This is a genomic window from Candidatus Binatia bacterium, assembly GCA_035631035.1.
Classification (GTDB): Bacteria; Eisenbacteria; RBG-16-71-46; order SZUA-252; family SZUA-252; genus DASQJL01.
In genome coordinates, this window is record DASQJL010000046.1 from 1 (window position 1) to 24,377 (window position 24,377).

Annotated in this window: 21 protein-coding genes; 8 read left to right on the forward strand and 13 right to left on the reverse strand. The window is 69.9% G+C overall.

The window, feature by feature from the left end; translation table 11 throughout:
* From VE326_04220 to VE326_04260, 9 genes are all read right to left on the reverse strand, one after another.
* The coding region (locus VE326_04220) for a hypothetical protein (GenBank protein HYJ32402.1) at positions 1-914 on the reverse strand (914 nt) is incomplete at its 3' end.
* A complete protein-coding gene (locus VE326_04225) occupies positions 904-2,304 on the reverse strand; it encodes a cytochrome c3 family protein (protein ID HYJ32403.1) in 1,401 nt (466 codons plus the stop codon). The genes VE326_04220 and VE326_04225, both read right to left, overlap by 11 nt.
* Before the next feature lie 71 nt (positions 2,305-2,375).
* Positions 2,376-3,413 (reverse strand): cytochrome c3 family protein, encoded by a 1,038-nt coding sequence (locus tag VE326_04230; GenBank protein HYJ32404.1) that lies wholly within the window; start codon positions 3,411-3,413, stop codon positions 2,376-2,378.
* Positions 3,414-3,461: 48 nt separating this feature from the next.
* Entirely contained in the window at positions 3,462-4,490 is a 1,029-nt protein-coding gene (locus tag VE326_04235; GenBank protein ID HYJ32405.1) for an NHL repeat-containing protein, read from the reverse strand.
* A gap of 183 nt (positions 4,491-4,673) precedes the next feature.
* Positions 4,674-5,897 (reverse strand): ABC transporter permease, encoded by a 1,224-nt coding sequence (locus tag VE326_04240; protein HYJ32406.1) that lies wholly within the window; start codon positions 5,895-5,897, stop codon positions 4,674-4,676.
* Positions 5,898-5,899: 2 nt separating this feature from the next.
* Positions 5,900-7,645, reverse strand: a complete 1,746-nt coding sequence (locus tag VE326_04245; GenBank protein ID HYJ32407.1) for an efflux RND transporter periplasmic adaptor subunit — start codon at positions 7,643-7,645, stop codon at positions 5,900-5,902.
* Positions 7,646-7,653: 8 nt separating this feature from the next.
* Positions 7,654-8,961, reverse strand: a complete 1,308-nt coding sequence (locus VE326_04250) for a TolC family protein (GenBank protein HYJ32408.1) — start codon at positions 8,959-8,961, stop codon at positions 7,654-7,656.
* Positions 8,958-9,740 carry an ABC transporter ATP-binding protein gene (locus tag VE326_04255; protein HYJ32409.1) on the reverse strand — a complete coding sequence of 261 codons (783 nt, stop codon included), beginning with the start codon at positions 9,738-9,740 and terminating at the stop codon, positions 8,958-8,960. The genes VE326_04250 and VE326_04255 overlap by 4 nt, the downstream gene beginning before the upstream one ends.
* Positions 9,741-9,745: 5 nt before the next feature.
* Positions 9,746-10,312, reverse strand: a complete 567-nt coding sequence (locus VE326_04260; protein HYJ32410.1) for a hypothetical protein — start codon at positions 10,310-10,312, stop codon at positions 9,746-9,748.
* A gap of 258 nt (positions 10,313-10,570) precedes the next feature.
* Here VE326_04260 and VE326_04265 point away from each other — a divergent pair, with 258 nt between their 5' ends.
* Positions 10,571-11,257 carry a response regulator transcription factor gene (locus VE326_04265; GenBank protein HYJ32411.1) on the forward strand — a complete coding sequence of 229 codons (687 nt, stop codon included), beginning with the start codon at positions 10,571-10,573 and terminating at the stop codon, positions 11,255-11,257.
* Positions 11,254-12,729 (forward strand): HAMP domain-containing sensor histidine kinase, encoded by a 1,476-nt coding sequence (locus VE326_04270; protein ID HYJ32412.1) that lies wholly within the window; start codon positions 11,254-11,256, stop codon positions 12,727-12,729. The genes VE326_04265 and VE326_04270 overlap by 4 nt, the downstream gene beginning before the upstream one ends.
* Positions 12,730-12,754: 25 nt before the next feature.
* Here VE326_04270 and VE326_04275 read toward each other — a convergent pair whose 3' ends face one another.
* Together VE326_04275 and VE326_04280 are read right to left on the reverse strand one after the other, a co-directional pair.
* On the reverse strand, positions 12,755-14,860 hold the full coding sequence (locus VE326_04275) for a M3 family metallopeptidase (GenBank protein HYJ32413.1): 2,106 nt from the start codon (positions 14,858-14,860) through the stop codon (positions 12,755-12,757).
* Positions 14,861-15,016: 156 nt separating this feature from the next.
* A complete protein-coding gene (locus VE326_04280) occupies positions 15,017-16,078 on the reverse strand; it encodes a lysylphosphatidylglycerol synthase transmembrane domain-containing protein (protein HYJ32414.1) in 1,062 nt (353 codons plus the stop codon).
* A 138-nt stretch (positions 16,079-16,216) separates the two neighbouring features.
* On the opposite strand from VE326_04280, the gene VE326_04285 reads away from it, so the two are divergent.
* From VE326_04285 to VE326_04295, 3 genes are read left to right on the forward strand one after another with little or no spacing between them, the layout of a single operon-like run.
* Complete coding sequence (locus VE326_04285) at positions 16,217-16,828, forward strand: DUF47 family protein (GenBank protein HYJ32415.1); 612 nt, start codon at positions 16,217-16,219, stop codon at positions 16,826-16,828.
* A gap of 16 nt (positions 16,829-16,844) precedes the next feature.
* The gene (locus VE326_04290) at positions 16,845-17,846 is read left to right on the forward strand and encodes an inorganic phosphate transporter (protein HYJ32416.1); all 1,002 of its coding nucleotides are present in this window, start codon (positions 16,845-16,847) and stop codon (positions 17,844-17,846) included.
* A 31-nt stretch (positions 17,847-17,877) separates the two neighbouring features.
* A complete protein-coding gene (locus VE326_04295) occupies positions 17,878-19,074 on the forward strand; it encodes an MFS transporter (GenBank protein ID HYJ32417.1) in 1,197 nt (398 codons plus the stop codon).
* Positions 19,075-19,097: 23 nt separating this feature from the next.
* Here VE326_04295 and VE326_04300 read toward each other — a convergent pair whose 3' ends face one another.
* Complete coding sequence (locus VE326_04300; GenBank protein HYJ32418.1) at positions 19,098-19,535, reverse strand: universal stress protein; 438 nt, start codon at positions 19,533-19,535, stop codon at positions 19,098-19,100.
* 98 nt (positions 19,536-19,633) lie between these two features.
* Between VE326_04300 and VE326_04305 the strand changes: the two genes are divergently transcribed.
* Positions 19,634-20,272, forward strand: a complete 639-nt coding sequence (locus tag VE326_04305) for a phosphoribosyltransferase family protein (protein ID HYJ32419.1) — start codon at positions 19,634-19,636, stop codon at positions 20,270-20,272.
* 34 nt (positions 20,273-20,306) lie between these two features.
* Here the strand turns inward: VE326_04305 and msrB are convergent, their stop codons facing one another.
* Positions 20,307-20,900 (reverse strand): peptide-methionine (R)-S-oxide reductase MsrB, encoded by a 594-nt coding sequence (msrB, locus tag VE326_04310; protein HYJ32420.1) that lies wholly within the window; start codon positions 20,898-20,900, stop codon positions 20,307-20,309.
* A gap of 183 nt (positions 20,901-21,083) precedes the next feature.
* On the opposite strand from msrB, the gene carA reads away from it, so the two are divergent.
* Positions 21,084-22,253, forward strand: a complete 1,170-nt coding sequence (gene carA / locus VE326_04315) for a glutamine-hydrolyzing carbamoyl-phosphate synthase small subunit (protein ID HYJ32421.1) — start codon at positions 21,084-21,086, stop codon at positions 22,251-22,253.
* 1 nt (position 22,254) lies between these two features.
* The coding region (gene carB / locus VE326_04320) for a carbamoyl-phosphate synthase large subunit (GenBank protein ID HYJ32422.1) at positions 22,255-24,377 on the forward strand (2,123 nt) is incomplete at its 3' end.

Genomic DNA, 24,377 nt, shown 5'->3' on the forward strand with positions numbered 1-24,377 from the left:
ACGCCGCCGCCGCTGCCGAAACGGAGCGACGGGCGCGGGCGGAAATTGAACGTCGCGTTCCCCTCGTGGTCGTCCAGATCGGTGCGCACGCCGTTGCGCGTCAGCGTGCGGCGGAATCCGTACGTGAGGGCGGCGTCGGTCTTGGGAGAGATGCGGCTCGTTCCGTTCAGCGAGGCCGTGTGGAGCAGCGAGCGCTCGGTCACGGTTCCCCCCACGATCCGCTTCGTCTCGTTGACGTCGTACTGCGCGAGGAAGGAGGCGCGCCGCGGCCCGAATCGGACCTCGCCCCCGGCCATCGCGTTCTGGCGCTTGTCCCCGGGAAGCGATTTCGTGATGGCGTCGCGCACCTGGTCGAACCATCCGAGCCGCAGCGAGGCGGGCCCGATCGTCTGGGCGGCCGTGACGTTGCGGGTGACGCTGGGCGGCGTGGGGAAGAGCGGCGACTGCTGCGTGCGTCGCGTCCAGGTGGCGTTAATCGCGGGGAGCTTGGGGCGGGCGAAATAGCCCGAGGCCTGGAGCTCGTTGGACTCCGTCGTGAGTCCGACCGCGTCGGTCGACCGGACCGGGCGGTAGCTGAGCCAGACGCCGGCCTCGGGGTGGGCCAGGCGGAGCGTCCCTCGCGGCGAGCGAATGCGATCGGGCCGGCCCCGGGTGGAGACCTCGTTCCAATAGATCTGGCCGCTCACGTCCAGGTTCTGACCGAAGCGGCGCGTCCCGTCGAGCTGCAGGGTGCGGAGCCAGAGGTCGCGGTCGCTCCGGTCGTCGACCACGTCGAAGCGCTGGAACTGGACCTGCGTGTAGCCGCGCAGCGTCTGTGCCGGCGCGGCCGCGGCGGCCGCGCTCAGGAGCACGCAGAGCAGGACGCCCGCCGCACGGCGGCTCCCTCCGCTCGGCCCCCGGGGCTCACCGCGCATAGTTGAGGGTGTAGGTCTCCGGGCCGTGACAGGTCGGGGCGCAGGTGCCGCCGGTGGGCGTCTCCGAGAAGGAGAGAATCCCCGGGGTTCGCGAGGTGGCGATGAGATGACGTTGGGTCGTGGATCCATGCGTGACGTGGCACGCGCCGCAGGGGACGCTGGCCGCGGCGTGCTCGGCATGCCCTGTCGGAACCGCGGGCGCGTTGAAACGGGACGCGGCGCGCACCGATTCCGGAGCGAGCGGATCGCCGTAGACCGACCAGGAGTGGCAGCTGAAGCAGAGGTCATCACGGTCCATGATGCGTGGTGTTGACGAGGGGAGATAAGGTCTGCGGAGGAGGTAGCGGTAGTTCGACCCATGCGGCGCGGCGCTGGTACCAAAGTCGCTCCCATGGCAGTCGCCGCAGCGCACCCGCGACGAGGAGGTCCAGCCCGGCGCGAAGGCGCTCAGCGGAATCATCGGATCTCCGCCCACGGCCTCGACGGGGTGGAAGGAGGGATTCGACGGATTCAGCACGAGAGCGAGATCGGTCTGCCCCGGGGGTTGAACGGTCCAGGACGAATGGCACTTGTAGCAGAGCTGGTACTCGGCGAGCGGGGTGCTCAGGGTGTCCGACCCCGCGATGAAGACATAGGCGGGAGGCGCGCCGGGCCCGCCCTGAATGGCGCGAACGCGGCTCACCCCGAGGTTGGCTCGCGAGAGATCGGGAGCCGGGGGCGGCGTGGGATCCGGCGAGGCCACGTGCGGGTTGTGGCAGTCCTCGCATTCGGCGTGGCGCCGGTTCTCCGGGGCCGCGGCGAAGGCGTCGGGCGACGTCTCGAGGGTATCGGCGTGCAGGCCGGTGATCCCGATCGGGTGCGTGTAGGGCTTCAGGAAATCGGCGGCGACGTTGGTGCCGGCCGGGCTCCCATCGTGGCAGCGAAGGCACAGCGCCTCTTCGCGCGCGTACTCGAGCACCGGGATGATTCCCTGGGCGTCCGTCCATCCGTGCGGATCGTGGCAGTTGACGCACTTGCCGGCGGCATCGGACTCGGTGCGGGGAAACGGGTCGGGGCCCGGCCACACGGCATTCGGATCGGATCCGTGCGAGGATCGCGCGTAGACCCAGGGGTCCGGAAGGCTACCCCCGGCCCAGGGGGTCGTATGGCAGGACGCGCAGAGGGAATTGTCGTCCGGTCCCACCAGCGCAAATCCCTGCGCGATCCCGGTGGGGCCCGCGTGCATCGTGTGGCAGCGCTCGCATTCACCCGCGTGGGGGCCCTTATCGAGAACGCTGCGGATGAGATCGACCGCCCTCGCCGGGCGAGGGGGAGTCGTGGCGCCCCAAGCGGGAACCGCGATCAGGAGGAGCAGGGCGCTCAGGAAGCGCGACAAACGGCGACCGTCCATGGAGTCCGATAGCGCGAGGCCGGCCCCCTGCGGAGGGGCCGGCCGTCGCAGGTTGATTATGGGGCGAGGGATCAGGCGCCCTGAGTGTGGCACTGCTTGCAGAGATCGTTCTGCCGCGTGCCGTTGTCGCCTTCCTCCGTCACCGTACCCGTCCCCGACATGAAGATCAAGCCAAAGCCATTCTTGTTGCCGTGCGACTTGTGGCAGCTGAAGCACGACGGGGTGATCGTGTTGTCGGCGGCGGTCCCGTTCCAGAGGCCCTGGGAGTCCATCACCTTCACACGATTCGTGTGGCCATTGTACTGGCTGAGGCTCGAGTAATAGGTGCGGGTCGGAGCCCAGCCCACGTTCACGTCGGCCGTCGGGTGACGCAGCCACGAGGTCGATCCCTGCGCGAGATCGCCGCCGCTGGCGCCGCCCATGTTGATCGAGCCGCCGGAGCCGTGATAGTAGGTGTGGCAGCCGGAGCACCAGGCGCCGTACGCGCTACCGCTGGTGTTCGGCTCGTTGTAGTTGACCTGAGACTCGGCGTAGCCGTTCGGCACGGCCTCGAAGACGTCCTTGGTGAGGTCGTTGGTGCCGGCGGCGTAGGTCACGGTCTTGCCCGCGGAGCCGCCGGGAGACGTGGCCAGGTTGCGGTACTGGGCCACGTTCTGGCCGTGCTGCGAATGGCAGTTCGTGCACTCGAGGCCATCGGCGTTGGTAAACGTGCCGCCGGGAGCCGTCGCCGTCGACCAGAGCGTATGGCCGTCGATGACGTCAAATCCGTTGTCGTTCGCCCGCTTGGCCGGGTCCGCGTTCAGCGCGCCCGCGTTCCGCACGCGCGCGACGCCGCCGTTGTTGCCGAACACGTCAGGAGCAAACGAGCTGTTGTCGTGGCAGGTGAGGCAGAGATCGTTCACGTCGTTGCGGAGCAGGTCCCCGTACGGCCCGTTGACGCCTAGCGGCACGAAGAAGCCGCCGGACGTCAGCGCGTGGGATTGGCTGCCGTGCATCACGTGGCAGTCGGAACAGATGAGGGTCGTTCCGTTGTGGTAATCCCCCGCTACGGCGGCCGTCGCGAACACGCAAAGCGCTCCAAGCGCTGCGACGATGACCAACCGTTTCATGAAATACCCCCTTTGTAAGATGAAGCGCGCTTCGCGAAGTTCACCGCACTACGGAATGTTTCTTCCCGAATCCTCACCTCCTCGATTCGCGATCAGGATTTGCACTCGACCGAGCTCCCGCTCGGCGACGGCCAGGCGATTCGTGCCGTCTCCGGTGAGAGCGCTGGGGTAATTGAGATCTCCTGCGGCGACGCCGAAGCCGCCGAGCATGGCCAGGAAGGTCCCGTCGCGATCGAAGACCTGGATGACCTGGCGCACCTCGTCCGCGACCCAGATGCGGCCGTCGGCGGTGGCAGCGATGCCGGAGGGGACCGAGAAATTGCCGTGACCGATGTCGTGGATGCCGAAACCGGTCTGGTACACGCCGTCGGCGGAGAAGATCTGGACGGCGAGCTTGGTCTGCACGCAGATGACGCCGATCCGGCCGTCGGCGAGGAACGCCAGGCCGGAGATGGCGTTGAGTTGGCCAGGCTGCTCGCCCCGGACGCCCCACGTGGCGGTCAGGTGAAGGCCGGCGTCGTACCGGTACACGCGGTCGTCGCCCGGAGGGCCCGCCACGAGTAGACCGCCCTGCGGCGTCACGGCCAGCGCCTGCGGGGACCCTTTCGCGGAAGAGGGGATCGAGACGGTGAATACCGTCCGCCCGCGCCGATCCACGATGTCCACGTTGGGGACCAGGTTGTCGGTGATGGCGATGCGGCCCGTCGGCAGGACGGCCACGGCGTGGGGAAGGCCCGGAGCCGTGCTGCCGTCGGGGAGCTTGACCTGATGGACGAAGCGCGCCAGGGAGCGGCCGCTCAGCGAGAAGATCTCGATCCGGTGCTCGCCCGTGTTGGCCACGATCAGCTCTCCCCGCGCCGGATCCAGCGCTACCCCGTGTGGCACCCGGAAGCGGGTCCCATCCTCATACCCGTAGATGACGCGCTCGGGTACGGCGAGATCGGCGGCGTGGAGAGACGACGGCGCGAGGAGGGCGGCGGCGAGGGCAAGGAGCAGCCGGCGGTGCGCACGCGTCAGGCCGATCGCGCCGCCGCCGCCGGGGTGCTCCGAAGGGGTTCGAGTGGCTTGGTGGCTCAACGCGCACCTCAGGTTGTGAAAACGTTCACAATCTACAATGTGAATTCATTCACAAGCATCGACATAACCCTATATGGAATTAACGGGTGGGCCTAGTGGTACCGAGGTAGCATCGGGGTAGGTCTACGGGTATAGCTTGAAGCGGATTGAAGTCACCCGGCGCCTGGGACCGCTCTGGGCAACCTATTCGTAGCGCAATGATTCGATCGGATCGAGCGCAGCCGCGCGCCGAGCAGGCCAGACGCCGAATCCCACGCCCACCACGCCCGCGAAAACGAAGGCCACGATGATCGAGGAGAGTCCCACCGACGTCGTCCAGCCGAAGGCCTTCCTGAGGACGACGGCCGTCCCGGCGCCGAAGAGGATCCCGATCACGCCGCCGAGGAGGCAGAGCACCACCGCCTCGATGAGGAACTGCGTGAGGATGTTCGCCTGCGTCGCGCCCAGCGCCTTGCGGACTCCGATCTCGCGCGTCCGCTCCGTCACCGACACCAGCATGATGTTCATGATGCCGATCCCGCCGACGAGAAGGCTCACCGCCGCGATCCCGGCGAGGAGATAGGTGAACACCTGGGTCGTCTCGCCGAGGGTGCTGAGGAAATCGGCCTGGTTCCGGACGGTGAAGTCGTCCTCGCGGCCGGCCGGCAGCCGGTGCTCCCGGCGCAGGATCTTCGAGATCTCCGCCATCGTGACCGGAATGTCCTCCTCGCTCGTCGAGAGCACGGAAATGCTGCGGAGCCGGTCGGAGCCGATCAGCCGGTAGCGCGCCGTCTGCAGGGGAATGAGCACCTGGTCGTCGGGGTTCTGGAATCCGCCGCCCCCCTTGGAGGCGAGCACTCCCGCGACCTCGAACTGGGTGCCCCCGATCCGGATCGTTTCCCCGATCAGGAGCTCCGGCGAGGCGGCGCCCAAGTCCTGCACCACCTGGGAGCCGAGCACGGCGACCCGCCGGCGCGCCGCATCCTCGCTCTCGGTGAACATGCGCCCGGCGTCGATCGTGAACTTCCGGACCTCGAGGTAGTTCGCGGTGGTCCCGACGATGTTGGTGTTGGTGTTCTGGTTCTCGTACTGGACCTGAAGCTGACGCGACATCTCCGGCTGCACCGCGAGAATCGACCGCCCCCGTTCCTCCAGCGCGTTCGCGTCGTCCAGCGTGAGCGGCGCGCGGTCGGTGGCGGAGGCCACGGGACCGCCGCCTCCGCGGACCTGGCCCGGGAAGACGGTAAGGAGCGTGGTTCCGAGCGAGGTGATGCGCTGCTTCACCGACTCCTGCGCCCCCCGGCCGAGCGCGATCATCGCGATGACGGCGCCCACCCCGATGACGATGCCCAGCATCGTCAGGAACGACCGGAGCTTGTTGATTCGCAGCGCCTCGAGGGCGACGTTCACGATCTCGAAGATCGGCATGACTAGCGCCCCCCTCCGCCGCCACCGGCGCCGCCGCGACCGCCGCCGCCACCGCCACCCGCTCCACGACCGCCGCCGCCGCCGATCTGGCCCGGCACGCCGCTTCCCATGCGCTGGCGGATCTGGCTCTTCGACTGCTCGCGCTGCGCCTGCGCCTCGGCGACGCTCAGCAGCGCCACCTGGTCGCCCTCCTTGAGCCCGTCGATCACCTGCGCGTAGTCGAAGTCGGAGAGCCCGAGCCGAACGATGCGCGGCTCGATGCCGTTCGCGGTCTTCACGAACACCGCTTGAGCCCGGCGGCCGAGGCCCCCACCCGTGCCGGCGCCGCCGCCGTTTCTGCCAGCGCCGCCATTCCCGCCGCCGCCCGCGCCGAAGCCGCCGCCGTTATCGCCACCCGCGCCGCCGCGCCCGCGACCGCCCCACTGGCCGGAGCCGCGGCCACCGCCGCCGCCCCATCCGCCTCCGCCGCCGCCGCCGCCGCCGCGCGCGCGACGCCACGCGGCACGCGCGGAGTCACTCCCCACGCCGCCGCCGAACCCGCCACCGCCCCGGAAGCCCGCGCCGCCGCCGCCGTTGCCGCCCCGCGCCGAGTCGCCCCCCGCGGCGAAGCGCGCCCGGCGCGCGGCCGCCATCGCCGCCGCCTGCTTGTCGAGCGCCTCCTTCACCTTCTCCGGCTTCAAGCCCAGCAGCGCCGCCACGGCGGGCATCTCACGGGCGCTCCGCACCGCGTCGACCGGGACCGCCGGCACGCCCTGGCGCTGCTCGATCAGCATCGAGACGTCGCCGTTCATGCCGGGGAGGAGGAGACCGTCCTCGTTCGAGATCGAGATGAGCACGGGGAACATCGTGACCGACTGCTGCACGACCGCCTGAGGCTCGACCTTGTCCACCGTCCCCTGGAAGCTGCGGTTGGGGAAGGCGTCCACCGTCACGGTCGCCGCCTGCCCCGGGCGCACGTTGCCCACGTCGCTCTCGGCCACGAGCGCTCGGATCCGGATGCGGCTCAGGTCCGCCATCTGGAGAAGGGTCGTCCCGCCGCTCGCCGACGACGTGGCCGAGGAGATGACGGTTCCGTTGGCGACCGTCTGCGCGAGGACGGTGCCGGAGATCGGCGCGCGCACGGTCGCATCCTCACGGCGCTGGCTGGCCAGGTCGAGATCGGTGCGCGCCTTGACCACCGCCGCCTGCGCGTTCGCGTAGTCGAGCGTGGCGGCCTCGTGCTCGGGAGCGGTGATGACAGCCTGGGCGTAGAGGTTGTCGGAACGCTTCTTCTGCGCGAGCGAGATCGTCGCCTTGGCCTGCGCGGCGCGAAGCGCGGCGAGGGTCTGCGCGTAGCTGTTCTGGACGTCGCGCGGGTCGATCTGCGCCAGGAGGTCGCCCTTTCGAACCACGGAGCCCACCTGCACGGGCATCTTCACGATCTGCCCGGAAGCCTTGGACTTCACCTCGATCAAGTCGATCGGCTCCACCGCTCCGGTGGCCTCCACCGTGAGCGAGATGTCCCTTCGGGAGACCGGCTCGAAGGGGATCTCCGCGGCGGCCGCGTTCTTCTTGCTCGCGCCGCGAGCGATCAGGACGACGACCAGCAGGAGCACCAGGCCGGCCGCGATCGCGGCCCACCGGTTCATGCGGAATCGGCCGACGGTGACGACGGCCTTCGCCGGCGCCGGGGGCGGCTGGGTTTCAGGCGCGGCCGGGACCCTGGGATTGGGCTCCGTGCCTTCGGGTTCGCGGAATGAGCGGCTCATAGGCTCCTCTAGAGGTCCCTGCCGACCAGGGCTTCGAGTTGGGCTTTGGCGACGCGCTGGTCGTAGCGCGCCTGGATCAGATCCCGGCGCGCCTGGTTGAGCTGCGTCTGGGACGTGAGCACGTCGAGCAGGGTCGAGCCGCCGACGGCGTAGCGCTGCTGCTGGACGCGCAGATCTTCTTCCGCGGCCTCCACGGTCGCGATCTGGGCCTGAACCTTCTCGCCGGCGACGTGGTAGGCGCCGAGCCAGCGGACGACGCCCTCGCGCGCGGCAAGCCGCGCGTCGCGGAGCGACGCCTGCGCGTTGTCCTCGGCGACGTCGGACTGGACGTGGCGCTCTTCGCGCTGCAGCTGATCGAAGATCGGCACCGTGAAGGAGAGCCGGAGCGCGCCCGTGTAACGAAGGTTGTCCGGAACCCGGAGATCGGCCTCGTCGCCGGTGCCGCCCCGCGAATAGCTCAGGCTCGCCGACGGAAGATAGTCGGTCCAGACCATCGTGTTCGCCGCGCGCGCGGCCCGCAGGAGCGACTCCGACTGGGTCACCAGGGGCCCGTGCTCGGCCATCGTGGCAATCTCGGGCTCGGCGAGCGAGAGCGCTTCGACGAGCGTGTCCGCCGGCAGCTCCGCGGCGGTCACCGGCTCGTCCAGCCCCACGGCGCGCGTCAGGGAGGCGTTGGCGACCTCGAGCGAATTCCGCGCGTCCGCCACCGCGAGCTGCGCGTTCCGTAGCTGAATCTCGGCGCGCAGCGAATCGGATCGGGTGGCCTGCCGGGCGCGGGCCAGCGCCACCGAGGTCCGGCGCTGCTGCTCGGCCTGCTCCAGCTGAGCCGCGGCCGCCACCTGCGACTCGCGCGCGGCGAGCACGTTGAAGAACTGCTGCTTCGCGTTCAGCGAGGCGACGAACTGCTGGTTCACGATCCCGGCCTCGGCCGCGGCGTCTCGAGCGCGCGCGCCGCGGATGTCCCAGATGCGCTGCCCACCCTGGAACAGGTCGACCGTCGCGTTCAGGCCGGTGCTGTAGCCCCAGGGGTCTCCCGACGAGATCACCTGCTGCGTCTGGGGATCCACGCGCGTTCCGCCCGCGGGATAGCGGCGCGTCGCGCCGGCGGAAAGGCTGAGGCTGGGAATGAAGGCCGCATACGAAGAGCGCTTGGCCGCGTCGGCGGAGCGCTCCTGTCCGCGAGCCTCCACCACGGCCGGCGCGTTCTCCCGCGCGAGCCGGACGGCCTCCTGCAGCGTGATCGGCCGCGGCTCCGCCGCGGCCCCAGCGGGGGCCGAGACCAGGAGCAGCGGCAGGATCCAGCGAAGCGTTCTCATGTCGCGGTTCTCCTGTCGGTGGCGTGGGGCGCGACGCCCAGGGACGCGGGCAGCGCGCGTCCGGTCGGCTCGTCGGCGACGATCGTTCCATCGTGGAAAACGACACGCCGCGCGGCGTGCGCGGCGATGTCGGCATCATGGGTCACGACGACCAAGGTCTGTCCGGCCTGATGCAGCTCGTCGAAGAGGCGCATGACGTCGGCGCCGGTCCGGCTGTCCAGGTTTCCCGTCGGCTCGTCGGCCAGGATCAGCGCCGGCCGGTTCACGAGCGCGCGCGCGATCGCGACGCGCTGGCGCTGGCCGCCCGAGAGCTCGTTGGGACGGTGGTGCATGCGATCGGCCAGCCCCACATGCGCGAGCGCCTCCTCGGCGCGGCGGCGGCGCTCGTGCGCGGGCACGCCGCCGTACATGAGCGGAAGCTCCACGTTCCGGAGCGCGGTCGAGCGCGCGAGCAGGTTGAAGGTCTGGAAGACGAACCCGATCTCACGGTTGCGCACCCGCGCGAGCTGGGTATCGGTCATCCCCGAGACCAGCTGGCCGCGGAGCCAGTAGTGTCCGGCGGTCGGGGTGTCGAGGCAGCCGAGAAGGTTCATGAGGGTCGACTTGCCGGACCCCGAGGGCCCCACGATGGCGACGTATTCGTTGGAATCGATCGCGAGGGAGACGTCACGCAGGGCATGCACGGTCTCGCTCCCGAGCTCGTACTGCCGGCGCACCCCTTCGAGGCGGATGACGGAGCCCGCCGCGCGGACTCCGCCCCGGTCGTCGACCACGTGCAGATGGGTCACCCGTTCCTCCGATACACCAGCTTGATCTCGCGTCCGGCGAAGCGCCGAGGAGTCTCTCCGGAGCCGCCGCCCTTGAACTCCATGCGGACTTCGAGCGACCGGCCGTGATCCTCGAGCTTGTACTTCTGGACCATCGTCCCGCCGCGGGGACCCACCCGTTCCGCAACGAGCGTGCCGTCATCCCAGTGTCCGGTCAACTGGGCGACGTCCGTGCCGGGGTTCGCCGGCGCCGCCGCGCCCTCCACCCGGATTTCCTGGAGCAACGCGCCGGTCGAGTCCGAGAGACCGACGACACCGCCCTGCTGCGTCACATGAAGCCATTCCGGTAAGCGGCGTCCTCGCATACCGCCGCCCCCGCCCCGTCCGCCCCACCCGCCGGTGCGCCCGCCCCGGAACCCGCCCGGTCCGCCCCGCCCAGGCAGCTCGCTCTTCGCGGCGTCCAGGCGCCAGCTCCCCGAGAGGTCGGCGGCGTTCTTCGCCGCCCCCGACTGGACGACGCCGAGGGCAACGACCCCCAGGATCGCCGCGCCGGTCACCATTCCGAGCATCCACGTTCGAGACATCATTCCTCCGAGTTTCGTTGTAATTCCTGCCATTCCCGCGGCTGCCGGGCCCTGAGGCCGGCGCCGATCCCACCGTGGTTCATGAGAGAAGGTACCGGGCGGATGTGGCAGAGAAATGGCGGCGGGCTGGCAAATTGGGACAGGCCAGGGCGCCCTGGGGAAGTCACCGACTCGCCAAGGGGCAGCCATACTTCTGCCACGGGGCTGCGGGTAGAATGGGGCGTCCTTGGGGAAAGGCCGCGTGCGGCAGGGGGAAACATGAGCCAGAAGATCCTGGTCGTGGAAGACGATTCGCGGATCGCGAGCCTCATCGTGAAGAACCTCGAGGCCGCGGGGTATGAGTGCGAGGTCTCGGCGGACGGCGGCCACGCGGTGGCCGCGTACGCGCGGCTCAAGCCGGCGCTCGTCGTGCTCGACCTCGGGCTCGCCGGGCTCGACGGGCTCGAGGTGGCGCGGCGGATCCGCAAGGAGGGCGACACGCCGATCCTCATGGTGACCGCGCGCTCGGGGGAGAGCGACAAACTCCTCGGCTTCGAGATCGGCGCCGACGACTACGTGACCAAGCCGTTCAGCACCGCCGAGCTCGTGGCGCGGGTGCGGGTGCTGCTCCGGCGCTCCAGCGGCGCGGTGGGGGACCGGCTTCTCGAAGTCGGCGGCCTCAAGATCGATCCCGCGCGGCGCACGGTCGAGCGCGACGGCGTCGCGGTGCCGCTCACGACGCTGGAGTTCGACCTGCTCTACCTCATGGCGTCGCGCCCCGGGCGCGTCTTCAGCCGCGAGGCGCTGATGGAGCAAGTGTGGGGAACCGACCGCGTCGTGGACGACCGGTCGATCGACAGCCTCGTGAGCCGCCTCCGCCGGAAGCTCGAGGCGGACGCGTCGAACCCGCGCTACCTCCAGACGGTGTGGGGCGCGGGCTACCGGATCGCGGAGCCCGCAGCGTGACCGCGCCCGAGCGAGGCGTCACCGCCGCCACTCCCGCGCCCACCGGGCGGCGGCGAAGCCTCTTCTGGACGATCGCCGGGATGTTCTTCCTCACGACCGTGCTGGGGTCGCTGCTCCAGATCTTCGTCGCGGTCGGGGTGCTCCGCCCGCTCGAAACGCGCGAGGCGCGCTCCCGCGCGGAGCTGGGCGCCGCGAGCGCGGCCACCGAGATCGCCGCCCTGCCGGAGCCGATCGTGGACGCGCAGGTCCACGCCGTGCTCGCCCGCGTTCGCGACCGCATGGAGTTCCGCGGCAGCTCCATGGTCTACCGGGGGAACGACGGACTCCTCACGACCGAGCCGCAGCTCTCTCCACGATTCCGCCCGGGCGGCGCGTCCGATTCCCTCCGGGGCGCCGACCGGGATCGCGACCGCGGCCGCCCCCGCTTCGAGGTCCTGGCGGAGCGGCCGGTGCGCCGCGGGGCGGCCGTGATCGGAGTGGTGCAGGTGCGGCGCTGGCAGCCGCGCTCGGGCTGGGGCTACTGGGAGACGCGCACGGCGCTCCTCTTCGTCCCCTTCGCCGTGCTCGCCTCGGCGCTCGCGGGCCTCGTGATCGTGCGGCTCCTGGTGCGGCGCCTGCGCGCGATCGACGCGCTCGCGACGCGCGTGGCGGAGGGGGACCTGTCGGTGCGGATCCAGGACAAGAGCGGCGACGAGATCGGCCGGATCGCCGAGCAGCTCGACCGCATGACCGAGCGGATTGCCGAGGCGCGCGCGAGCCTGGAGCGGAACGAAAAGCAGCGCCGGCAGCTCTTCGCCGACATCACGCACGAGCTGGCGACGCCGCTCACCTCCATCCGCGGCTTCGCCGAGACGCTGCTCGATCCGAGGGTGGGCGTCTCCGCCGACGAACGGGCCAAGTACACGCGGGGCCTCCTGGAGGAGGCGGCCCGGCTCGACCGGCTGATCAGCGACCTCTTCGACCTCGCCCGGCTGGAGGCAGGCGCCTCGGCCCTGCACCTGGAGCGCCTCGATCTCGCCGCGCTCGCCGGCCACACGGTGGAGCGGTATCAGAAACGCTACGGCGACGCGGGGCTGCGGCTGGAGTGGAAGCCGCCGGCCGGACCGGCGTGGATCGAAGCGGACGGCCGTCGCATGGAGCAGGTCCTCGAGAACCTGCTGAACAACGCGATCCGCTACGTGCCTCGCGGCGGATCGGTCCGGGTCCTGGTGGATCCATCCGGCACGCGGAACGGCGCCGGGCATTCGCTGCGGGTCGAAGACGACGGGCCGGGCGTCCCCCGGGGCGAGATGGGTCAGGTCTTCGAGCGGTTCTACCGGGCGGAGTCGGGTTCGCGGGGGAGCGATGGAAAGGGCTCGGGGCTGGGCCTGGCCATCGTGAAGGAGATCGTGGAGCGCCATCACGGAACCGTGCGGGCCGAACCGATCGACCCGCACGGTCTCCGCATCGTCGTCGAGCTGCCCCCGGCCTGAGCGGCCGGGCCCTCTCATCCTCGTTTCAATGCCCCGCGCTGGCCGGGGCCGCGGACTCGGCCGCCGGCGCCTGCGCCGTCTCCTCGCCCGCCAGCCACTTGTCGAACGCCTTGAAGTCGTAATCGCGTCCCAGGAACGCCTTCACCGACTCCCGCGCGGGCCGGCTGCCGCCGGGACGCAGCACCTCGTCGCGGTAGCGCCTGGCGACCGTGGGATCGAGCAGGTTCGACTTGTTGAACGCGCTGAACATGTCCTTGGCGATCACGAGCGACCACTCGTACGTGTAGTAGACCGCCGAGTAGCCGTCGAGGTGTCCGAACGAGCACTGCATATGCGTCCCGGGCATCGAGGGGACCGGCGTGTACTTGGGCTCCGCCGCCGCCACGATCGCGTCGGTGTTCACCTCGGACGAGGGGCGGTTGTAGATGTTGAGCGACACCGCCGAGTAGAACGTCTGCGTCGCGTAGGACATCGCGCGTCCGAACGCGTCGGCCCGGCGCATCTTCTCGACCATGTCGGCCGGGACCGGCTCGCCCGTCTGGTAGTGCTTGGCGAAGGTCTGGAGCACCTTCACGTCCTGCGGCCACTCCTCGAGGAGCTGCGACGGCGCCTCGACGAAGTCGCGCTCGGTGGCCGTGCCGGACACCGGCTCCCACCGACCCTGCCCGCCGAAGATGCCGTGGATCAGGTGGCCGAACTCGTGGAAGAAGGTCTCCACGTCGGACTGCTCCATGAGCCCCGGATCGCCCGGAGTCCCGCCGGGGAAGTTGCAGACCAGCGCGGCCTCCGGCACCTGGACGCCGGCCGCGCCCTGGCGGATGCCGAACTTCGCGGCGTGGTTGTACTTTCCGGGCCGCGGATGGAGATCGAAGAAGAAGCGGCCCAGGAGCTTCGAGCCGTCATAGACCTCGTAGGCGTCGACCGAGGGATCCCACACCGGCACGTTCACCTTCTTGTAGGTGACGCCGAACATCTTCGATGTCACGTCCAGCACCCCCTTCTGCACGTTGGCGAACGCGAAGTAGGGGCGCATCGCCTGGGGGTCGAAATCGTAGTCGCGCTTCCGGATCAGCCGCCCGTAGTAGGAGACCTCCCAGCGGTTCACCGCCGTCGCCGTGGGATCGTCCTCCTGCTTCCGCTTCAGGTACATCGCGTACTCGTCGCTCGCCCGCTTCATCGTGAGGTCGTTCAGGCGCTGGATGAAGTCGGAGGCGTTCTGGGCGTTGCCGATCATCTTGTTCTCGGTGATGTACTCGGCCCAGTTCGGATAGCCGAGGATCTTCGCGAGCTGGTAGCGGTCGGCGATCATCGAGTCGAGCACCGCGATGTTGGCCGGATACCCGCGATTCTGATCCTCGAACATCAGGCGGCGGCGCACGTCGCCGCTCTTGGCGTAGCGGATCACCGGGAAGAGGTCGGGGTACTCGATCGAGATCTTGATCTTCCCGTCCGGGCCCGGCTGGTGGGACTTGATGAAGTCGTCGGGCAGGCCCGCCATGTCCTCCGCCTTGTCGAGGAGGATGAAGCGCGAGTCGTTCCGGATGTTCTTGTCGAACTCCTGTCCGACCTGGGTGAGGTGCTGGAGGAGATCGGCGATCTGCTTGCGCGTCGCGTCGTCCTTGTCCACGCCCGAGCGACGGAAGTCCTGGATCTGACGGTCGTAGAAATACTTCGTCGCCGCGTCGGCCTTGGAGACGTCCACCGCCTTGAGCGCTTCGTAGACCTGGCGATTCAGGCTCACGTCGTCGAGGAACTTGGCCGAGACCCGGGTCTGATTCGCGGCCTCGTCGCGGAACACCGAGTCGGGATGGACCGACTCCATGAGGTTCGCCTGATACGCCACGTTCTCGGCGTGGATCATCATGTCGTTGTACGGAACGAGGGTGTTCTCGATGGTGCGCTTGCCCTTCACGGCGACCATCCGGTCGAGCGCCGCCTGGGCCTGCTTGAGCTCCGCCTCCGACTCCGCCTTGTAGGCGGCGACCGATGGCTTGTCGCTGTAGAAGAAGGGAGGCACGGCCGACTTCCTGGCCGCGGCCGCGGGGGCCGGCGCCAGGGCCGGGAGAAGCGCCGCCATCGCGAGCGCGGCGAGCGCGATCAGGTGGTGCCGTCGGTGCGGACGTCGGTACATGAACCCTCCTGGATGATCCGGTCGCTTTCGTCGGGGTGCCGCGGAAAGGGGCGGGGCCGCCGCGGCAAGCCGCGGGCGCCCCGAACCGCCACTCTTATACCCTATGTACAGATGATGCGCGCTTCCAGTTCGTTGGAAGGCTGTCCGCGGCGGGTCTCAGCGCCGCTTGGCCGCCGCGGTCCGACGCTGGCGCCCGCGGGCCGCCTCCCGTTTTGGCTCCTCCCGCCCCGGTTCGTCCCCCCCGCTCGTCTCGACCTCGCCCATCATCTCGTGGCGTGCGAACCAGATGCCCGGGAGCATGGGCAGCCAGAGGGTCAGCCCGCGGAAGAGGAGCGTCCCCGTCAGGGCCACTTCCAGGGGCACGCCCAGGTAGCGCATCGACGCCACGGATCCGGCCTCGAACGATCCGACGCCCCCGGGGAGGAGGCTCAGGGTGGCGGCGATCGAGGCGAGCACGAAGCTCGTGAAGAGGATCAGAAAGGGGGCGGGGTGCCCGATCGAACGGAGGAGCGCGTCGAGCGTCCAGGCGTCGAGCACGATGATCCCCAGCTGGAGCAGGATCGATTCGAGAAAGAGCATCGGATGCCGCAGGGTGGACGTCGGCGCGTCCTCCATGGCGGAGATCGCCTTTTCCAATCCGGGGATCTTCGCCAGCCATTTCGGGTGCGAGCGGCGCCCCCCGTAGACGATCCAGAGGATCAGGACCGGCATCGCCACCGCATAGACGCCGAAGAGCGTCAGCAGGACGAGGATCGCCCGCGAGATGCCGTGCCGCAGCCAGAGGACCGCGAGCGTTCCGCCCACCGCGACCGCGTAGGAGGCGTAGAAGGCGAGGGTGTTCACGACGACGGCGGCGGTGGCGACGCCGCGCTTCACCCCGCGCCGCTCCAGCGCGCGCACGACGAGCACCGTTCCGCCGAGGCCGCCCGTGGGCACGACCTGGTCCACGAAGAGCTTGGCCAGGCCCAGCGGCACGAGCCCGAACAGATTCCGGCTCACGCCCGAGGCCTTGATCCCGCGCTGCAGGGTGGCCGCGGCGCAGAGATAGGTGCCGAGCTGCATCAGCACGGCCGCCACCAGCCAGGCGGGCTCCGCCCGCTGCACGATCTCGGAGAAGTGCGCCCACTCGACCTTCCGAAGCGCGAACACGGCCAGCCCGGCGAGGATCGCGGTGCCCGGAAGCCAGCGAAGGAGGGATGTGAGGCGGCGGCGCGGCATGGAGGGCGATCCTACAGGCAGGGGGCGGGCGGGTCCAAGCCGGAACGGCCGGGGGTCCGGGGCCGGCCCAGGCGGCCGGGCGCCGGGAGCGCTGGACCGTGGACAGGCGGCGCCCGGTCGTTGTATACCCAGACCCCTATGCGCCTGCTGCCGACCACGCCCAAGTTCTTCGAGCTCTTCGAGCGCCAGTCCGCCACGCTGCTCCTGGGGGCACGGGCCCTCAAGGACCTGGCGGAGAACTTCGAGGACGTCGAAGCGAAGGCGCACAAGATCAAGCAGATCGAGAGCGATGGGGACCAGATCACGCACGACCTCATCGACAGCCTGAACCGGACCTTCATCACCCCCTTCGACCGGGAAGACATCCACGCCCTCGCGAGCGCGCTCGACGACGTGCTCGACAACATCGAAGGCGTCGCCAGCCGGTTCGCGCTCTTCCGCGTGCGCGAGCTGACCCCCGAGACGCGCGAGCTGATCCTGATCATCGAGCGGGCGTGTGTGGCCATCCACGAGGCCGTGAAGTGTCTCCGGAACCGCAAGGAAGTTCAGAAGAACCTGGTCGAGATCAACAAGCTCGAGAATGATGCCGACATGATCTCGCGCGACATGACGGCCAAGCTCTTCGAGACGGCCGCGGATTTCCGGGAGCTGATCAAGTGGAAGGAGCTGTACGGGCGCCTCGAGGCCACCACGGACGACTGCGAAGACGTGGCCAACATCATCGAAGGCATCTTCGTCAAGAACACCTGATCGGACCGTGAGCGCACTGACCGGCCTCGAGTCGCTCTCCACCTACGCGCTCGTCATCATCGGCCTGGCCATCGTCTTCGACTTCCTGAACGGCTTCCACGACGCCGCCAATTCCATCGCCACAGTCGTCTCCACCCGCGTCCTGACTCCGGGGTTTGCCGTGATCTGGGCGGCGTTCTTCAATTTCGTGGCGGTGTTCGTGCTGGGCGAGGCCGTGGCGAAGACGGTCGGGAAGGGGATCGTCACCCCGGAGTCGGTGAACAACCACGTGCTGCTCTCGGCCCTCGTGGGCGCGATCGTCTGGAATCTGCTCACCTGGTGGCTCGGGCTCCCGACCTCCTCGTCGCACGCGCTGATCGGCGGGCTCGTCGGCGCGGCCCTCTGCTTCGGCGGCTGGCGGGCGGTGGTGATCCCGGGGCTGACCAAGACGGCGATCTTCATCGTCATCGCGCCCTTCATGGGCCTCGTCCTCGGACTCTTCAACATGACGACCACGTCCTGGCTCTTCCGGAGGAGCGCTCCCGCCAAAGTGGACCGATTGTTCCGCCGGCTCCAGCTGGTCTCGGCGGCCGCCTACTCGCTGGGGCACGGCGGGAACGACGCCCAGAAGACGATGGGGGTGATCGGGCTGCTCCTCTTCACGACGGGCGCCACCGACCACTTCTACATCCCGACCTGGGTCGTGATCGTCTGCGGTCTGGCGATCGCGCTGGGCACCCTGTCCGGCGGCTGGCGCATCGTCCACACGCTGGGGGCGCGGGTGACCAAGCTGCACCCCTTCGGCGGCTTCTGCGCCGAGACCGCGGGCGCGGTCAGCCTCTTCCTCGCGACCCACCTGGGCATTCCGGTCAGCACGACGCACACGATCACCGGCGCCATCGTCGGCGTCGGCGCGACGCGCCGGCTCTCGGCGGTCCGCTGGGGGATCGCGGGCCAGATCGTCTGGGCCTGGGTGCTCACCATCCCGGCCGCCGCTGCGGTGGCCGCGTTCACCTACTTCGTCACCTCACGCTTCTAGCCGTGGCGCCGCCGGCCGCGGGGTTCTAGCCGTGTCGGATCGCCGGATCCTCTACGCCGCCGCCTTTCTCCGCGCCCTTGCGACGGGGATGATCGGGGTCCTGATCGGGATCCACCTCGCGCGCCAGGGCTTCGATCCCGCCGGGATCGGCGCCGTCGTGACCGCCGGGCTCGCCGGCGCGGCGACCGCGGCGCTCCTCGTCACGGTGGGCGGCGATCGCGCCGGCCGCAAGCGCACGCTCCTCCTGCTCGCGCTTCTCGGCGCCGCCGGAGGCGCCGTGGTGGCCCTGGCCGCGAAGCCGCTCGTGATCGGCGCCGCCGCGTTCTTCGGGATGCTGAACGGCATGGGGCGCGATCGCGGCGCCTCGATGATCCTGGACCAGGCGATCCTTCCCGCCACAGCCTCTCCGGAGAAGCGCACGGCGGTGTTCGCCTGGTACAACGTCGTGCAGGACGCGGGGCACGCGCTGGGCGCCCTGGCGGCGGGGCTTCCCGCCGTCTTGCGCGCCGCTCACGTTTCCGCGGACGATTCGATGCGCGCCGCGGTCGGCGTCTACGCGCTCCTCCTCGCGGTCACGGCGCTCCTCTACACGCGGCTCGGTCGCGAGGTCGAGGCGGAGGCTCCCGTGGCGCGGGTCCGGCTCTCGCCCGAGACCCGGCGCATCGTCACGCGCGTCTCGGCGCTCTTCTCGCTGGATGCGCTCGGCGGGGGATTTCTCACCAGCGCGCTCCTCTCCTACTTCTTCTACGCCCGCTTCGGCGTTCGCGAGGAGGGGATCGGCCTGCTCTTCTTCGGGGCGCGGCTCCTGAACGCCGCCTCGCACGTGGGCGCGGCCTGGCTGGCGAAGCGGATCGGGCTGGTGAACACGATGGTCTTCACGCACGTGCCCTCCAGCCTGCTCCTGCTCACGGTTCCGTTCGCCCCCAACTTCACGATCGCCGCGATCCTCTTCCTGCTGCGCGAGGGGCTGGTGGAGATGGACGTTCCCACCCGGCAGTCGTACGTGATGGCGGTGGTGCGGCCGGAGGAGCGCACGGCGGCATCGGGGGTGACGCACCTGGTGCGGCTGGCGATGTGGGCCGTGGCGCCCGCCTTCGCGGGGCTCTTCATGCGCGGCGGCTCGCTGGGGGCGCCGCTGATGATCGGGGCGGCGATGAAGATCGCCTACGACGGGCTGCTCTACGCTGCCTTCCGCCACGTGCGCCCTCCGGAGGAGCGGAAGGCGTAGCGTCCGGGCGTTCGGTCGGCCGCTTACTTGGCTCCGGACCGCACCACGAGCACGCTGCAGGGCGCGTGCGCGACCACGTGCGACGCGACGCTTCCGAGCAGGAGCTTCGCCACGCCGGAGCGCCCGTGCGATCCCACCACGATCAGGTCGGCTTTCGACGCACGCGCCTCGTCCAGCAGCGCATGCCGCGGATCCCCCTGGAGCAGCTTCCCCTTGGCGCGGAGCTTCGAAGCCTGGAGGGCGGCCGCGCCCTTGTCGGCCGTGTCCCGGTGGTAGCTCTCTTGATGGCGGTTCAGCTCCACGATCGCGTCGGCGGCGACCGCCTCGCCGGGCCCGAGCCAGACGGGAGGGCAGGCCGAGGCCACCAGGAATTGCGTATCGGCAGGCCACGCGAACCGCTTCACGTACTCCAGCGCTGCGCTGGAAAAGGGCGAATCGTCGACCGCGACGAGAACGTTCATCGGATCCTCCTGCTGGGCCCGGCTCCGGCCGGTGCGTTGGGGTCGTCGGGGCGACGCTACCTTTTCCGGGACGGCGCCGGAAGGGGTACCTTGGAGGCATGTTCCGCGACCGGGAAGAGGCGGCGCGCCAGCTCGCCGCGAAGCTCGCGAAGTACTGCGGAGCGCGCCCGCTGGTGCTGGGCATTCCCAGGGGGGCGGTGGTCATGGCGGCGATCATCGCCAATCGGCTGGACGGCGACCTGGACGTCGCGCTGGTGCGGAAGCTGGGCGCGCCGGGGCAGCCCGAGCTTGCGGTCGGCGCGGTGGACGAGACGGGCCGCGTGACCCTGGACGGAAGCGCCGACGAGCTCGGGCTGGACGAGGCGTACCTCGAGCGGGAGCGGGATCGGCAGGCCGCGGCGCTCCGCGCGCGCCGCACGCGCTACACGCCGGCCCGCGCTTCGGTCGATCCGGCGGGGCGCACCGTCATCGTCGTGGACGATGGGATCGCGACGGGAGCCACGCTCGCGGCCGCGCTGCGCCTGGTGCGAAGCCGCGGGCCCGCGCGGCTGGTGGCGGCCGCGGCGGTCGCGCCGCCGCCGGCGGTGGCCCGGATCGAACGCGAGGCGGACGAGGTGGTCGTGCTCGCCACGCCGGAGCCCTTCACGGCGGTCGGCGCCTTCTTCGACGACTTCCGGCAGGTGAGCGACGACGAGGTGGTCGAGCTGCTCGAGCGGTTCGGGAGCGAGGAGCCGTGAGGGTGAGGGGTGAAGCGGGGCAGCCCCCTCGGGGCTACCCCTTCTTCACGAACTGCAGCGCCGCGGAGTTCATGCAGTAGCGGAGGCCGGTCGGCTTGGGTCCGTCGTCGAACACGTGCCCCAGGTGCGAGCCGCACCGCGCACACTTCACCTCGTCGCGCGCGATTCCCAGGGTCACGTCCGTTCCCACCTCGATGTTCTCCAGGGCGATCGGCTTCCAGAACGACGGCCAGCCGGTGCCCGAATCGAACTTGGTCTCCGACGTGAAGAGGTCGTTGCCGCAGGCGACGCAGCGGTAGATCCCCTTGTCGTGGTTGTTCCAGTACGCGTTGGCGAAGGCGCGCTCGGTGCCGGCGTGCCGCGTCACCTGGTACTGCTCGGGCGTGAGCTGCTTCTTCCACTCGGCGTCCGACTTGATCACCTTCTCGGTCATGACGAACCCTCCCTTGGAGGCGGAATAGACGCGGATGGCTCCCGTGTCGCGCCGCGCGACCACCGGCTTGGCGGCCGCCGGGCGGGGAGAGCCGGGCAACCCGGCCCGCGCGGGCGGGGCGGAGATCGGCGACACCGAGGCCGCCAGGATCAGGGCGGTGGCGGCGCGCCATGGGATCGAGCTTCGGCTGGGCATGGTGTTCCTCCTTTCGTCAAGGATACGTCCGGGCCGCGGCGCGGTGACAGCGCCGCCGGAAGGAAAAATCGGCCGCGGGCGCTCCTCCGCCATTGCGGGAGCATCCAACGTGCGATAGATTTCCGCGCAGCGCGGATCCCGCTCCCGCGCGCTCCGCTCCCGAAAGGAGACCACCGGCACCCGATGACCCACGCCCGCCGTCCGGCAGTGCTCGCCCTCGAGGACGGCATCGTATTTTTCGGCAACAGCTTCGGGCGAATCGGTGAGACGTCGGGTGAAGTCGTTTTCAACACCGCGCTCTGCGGCTACCAGGAAGTTCTGACCGACCCTTCCTATCGCGGGCAGATCGTCACGATGACCTACCCGCACATCGGGAACTACGGCATCAACCACGAGGACGTCGAGTCGGCGCGCCCGCAGGTCGCGGGGTTCGTCGTGCGCGAGATCTCCACCGCCGCCAGCTCCTGGCGCGCTTCCGGGGAGCTGAACGCCTACCTCGAAGAGGCGGGCATCGTCGGCATCGCCGAGATCGACACGCGCAAGCTGACGCGCCACATCCGAAGCCGCGGCGCCTGCCGCGGCGTGATCTCGGCGATCGATCTGGATCCGGAGTCCCTGGTGAGGAAGGCGCGAGGCGCCGCCGCCATGATCGGCGCCGATCTCGCGCGCGAGGTGACCTGCGCGGAGGCGTATCGCTACGAGCCGCCTCGCGACGCCGGCGCGGCGAAGACCGGCGTGGAGCGGCCCTTCCACGTGGTCGCCTACGACCTCGGCATGAAGCGGAACATCCTCCGCCTGCTCACCGACGCGGGATGCACCGTCACGGTCGTCCCCGCGACGACGACGGCGGCCGAGGCGCTCGCGCTCGATCCGGAAGGGATCTTCCTCTCCAACGGACCCGGCGACCCCGAGGCGTGCGACTACGCCGTGGAAGCGTCGCGCGGGCTGATCGCGTCGGGAAAGCCGGTGTTCGGCATCTGCCTGGGACACCAGATCCTGGGCCTCGCCTGCGGCGGGAAGACCTTCAAGCTCAAGTACGGCCACCGGGGCGGGAACCACCCCGTGAAGAACGTGGCGACGGGGCAGGTGGAGATCACCGCGCAGAACCACGGCTTCGCCGTGGACATGTCCCTCTTCGACGATCGCGCGTACGTGCTGACGCACGTGAACCTGAACGACGGCACCGTCGAGGGCTTCCGCCATCGCGACCTCCCGGTCTTCTCGGTCCAGTACCATCCCGAGGCCAGCCCAGGCCCGCATGATAGCCACTACCTCTTCCGCGATTTCACGAGGGCGATGACCGAGCGGCGCGCCCTCGGCGCGCCGGGGCCGCTGCTCCAGGCGGGCGCCTAGCATGCCGCGCGACGCCTCGATCCGCTCGGTCCTGGTGATCGGCTCGGGTCCGATCGTCATCGGGCAGGCGTGCGAGTTCGACTACTCCGGCACGCAGGCCGTGAAAGCCCTCCGCGCCGAGGGGATCCGGGTCTCCCTGGTGAACTCGAACCCCGCCACGATCATGACCGACCCCGAGTACGCCGACCGCACCTACGTCGAGCCGCTCACCCCCGAGGTCGTGGAAGCGATCCTCGAGCGCGAGCGCCCCGATGCGGTCCTGCCCACCGTGGGCGGCCAGACCGCGCTCAACCTCGCCGTCACGCTCTCGGAGCGCGGCGTCTTCGAGCGCCTCGGCATCCGGCTGATCGGCGCGAGCCGACGCGCGGTCGAGGTGGGGGAAGACCGGCGCCTCTTCAAGGAGGCGATGGCGCGGATCGGCCTCGACGTGCCGAAGAGCCGCTTCGCGCGGACGCTGGATGAAGCGCGCGCGGCGCTCGCCGTGACCGGGCTCCCGGCCGTGATCCGCCCCTCCTTCACCCTGGGCGGCACGGGGGGCGGGATCGCCTACAACGAGGAGGAGTTCGAGGAGACCGCCGCCCGCGGCCTCGACCTCTCGCCGGTGCACGAGGTGCTGATCGAGGAATCGGTGATCGGCTGGAAGGAGTACGAGCTGGAAGTGATGCGCGACGGCGCGGACAACTTCGTGGTCGTCTGCTCCATCGAGAACTTCGACCCGATGGGGATCCATACCGGCGATTCGGTGACGGTGGCGCCGGCGCAGACGCTGACCGACCGCGAGTACCAGGCGATGCGCGACGCCGCGCGGGCGATCATCCGCGAGGTGGGGGTCGAGACGGGCGGCTCGAACATCCAGTTCGCGGTCGATCCCGCGACCGGCCGGCTCGTGGTGATCGAGATGAACCCGCGCGTGTCGCGCTCCTCGGCGCTCGCCTCCAAGGCGACGGGATTCCCGATCGCGAAGATCGCGGCCCTGCTGGCGATCGGCTACCGCCTGGACGAGATCCGGAACGACATCACGCGCGTGACCCCGGCCTCCTTCGAGCCGGTGCTCGACTACGTGGTGGTGAAGATCCCGCGCTGGGCGTTCGAGAAGTTCCGCGACGCGAGCCCGCGCCTGGGCACACAGATGAAGTCGGTCGGCGAGGTCATGGCGATCGGGCGCACCTTCAAGGAGGCGCTGCACAAGGGGCTGCGCGGACTGGAGACCGGGAGCGGCGGCTTCGGCGGGCGCGAGCTGGACGACGCGCGGATCCGCGAGAAGCTCCTGACCCCCGATCCCGACCGGATCCTCTACGTGAAGCGCGCGCTGGAGCTGGGGTGGACCCACGAGGAGATCCACCGGATGACCGGGATCGACACGTGGTTCCTCGACCAGATCCAGCAGATCGCGGACTTGAAGGAGCGCCTCACGGGGCCGCTGGATGCCTGTACGCTTCGCGAAGCGAAGCGAATGGGCTTTTCGGACGGGCGGCTTGCCGCCCTGTCCGGGTCCACAGAGGCCGAAGTGCGCGCACTTCGGAAGAAGCTCGGGATCGAGCCCGTCTACAAGCGCGTCGACACCTGCGCCGCCGAGTTCGAGTCGCACACGCCGTATCTCTACTCCACCTACGAAGAGGAGTGCGAGGCCGCGCCCACCGACCGCCGCAAGGTGATGATCCTGGGCTCGGGCCCGAACCGGATCGGGCAGGGGATCGAGTTCGACTACTGCTGCTGCCACGGCTCGTTCGCCTTCCGCGAGGAGGGGTTCGAGACGATCATGGTGAACTGCAATCCGGAGACCGTCTCGACCGATTACGACACCTCGGATCGCCTCTACTTCGAGCCGCTCACGTTCGAGGACGTGATGAACGTGATCGAGCGGGAGAAGCCCGAAGGGGTCGTGATCCAGTTCGGGGGGCAGACGCCGCTCCGTCTGGCGCTCCCGCTCCATCGGGCCGGCGTGCCGATCCTGGGCACCAGCCCCGACGCCATCGACCTGGCCGAGGACCGGCGCCGCTTCAGCACCCTGCTCGATGAGCTGGGGATCCCGCAGCCCGAGAGCGGCACGGCCACCTCGCTGGACGAAGCGAAGGAGGTCGCGGCGCGGGTGGGCTATCCCGTGCTGGTGCGCCCCTCCTACGT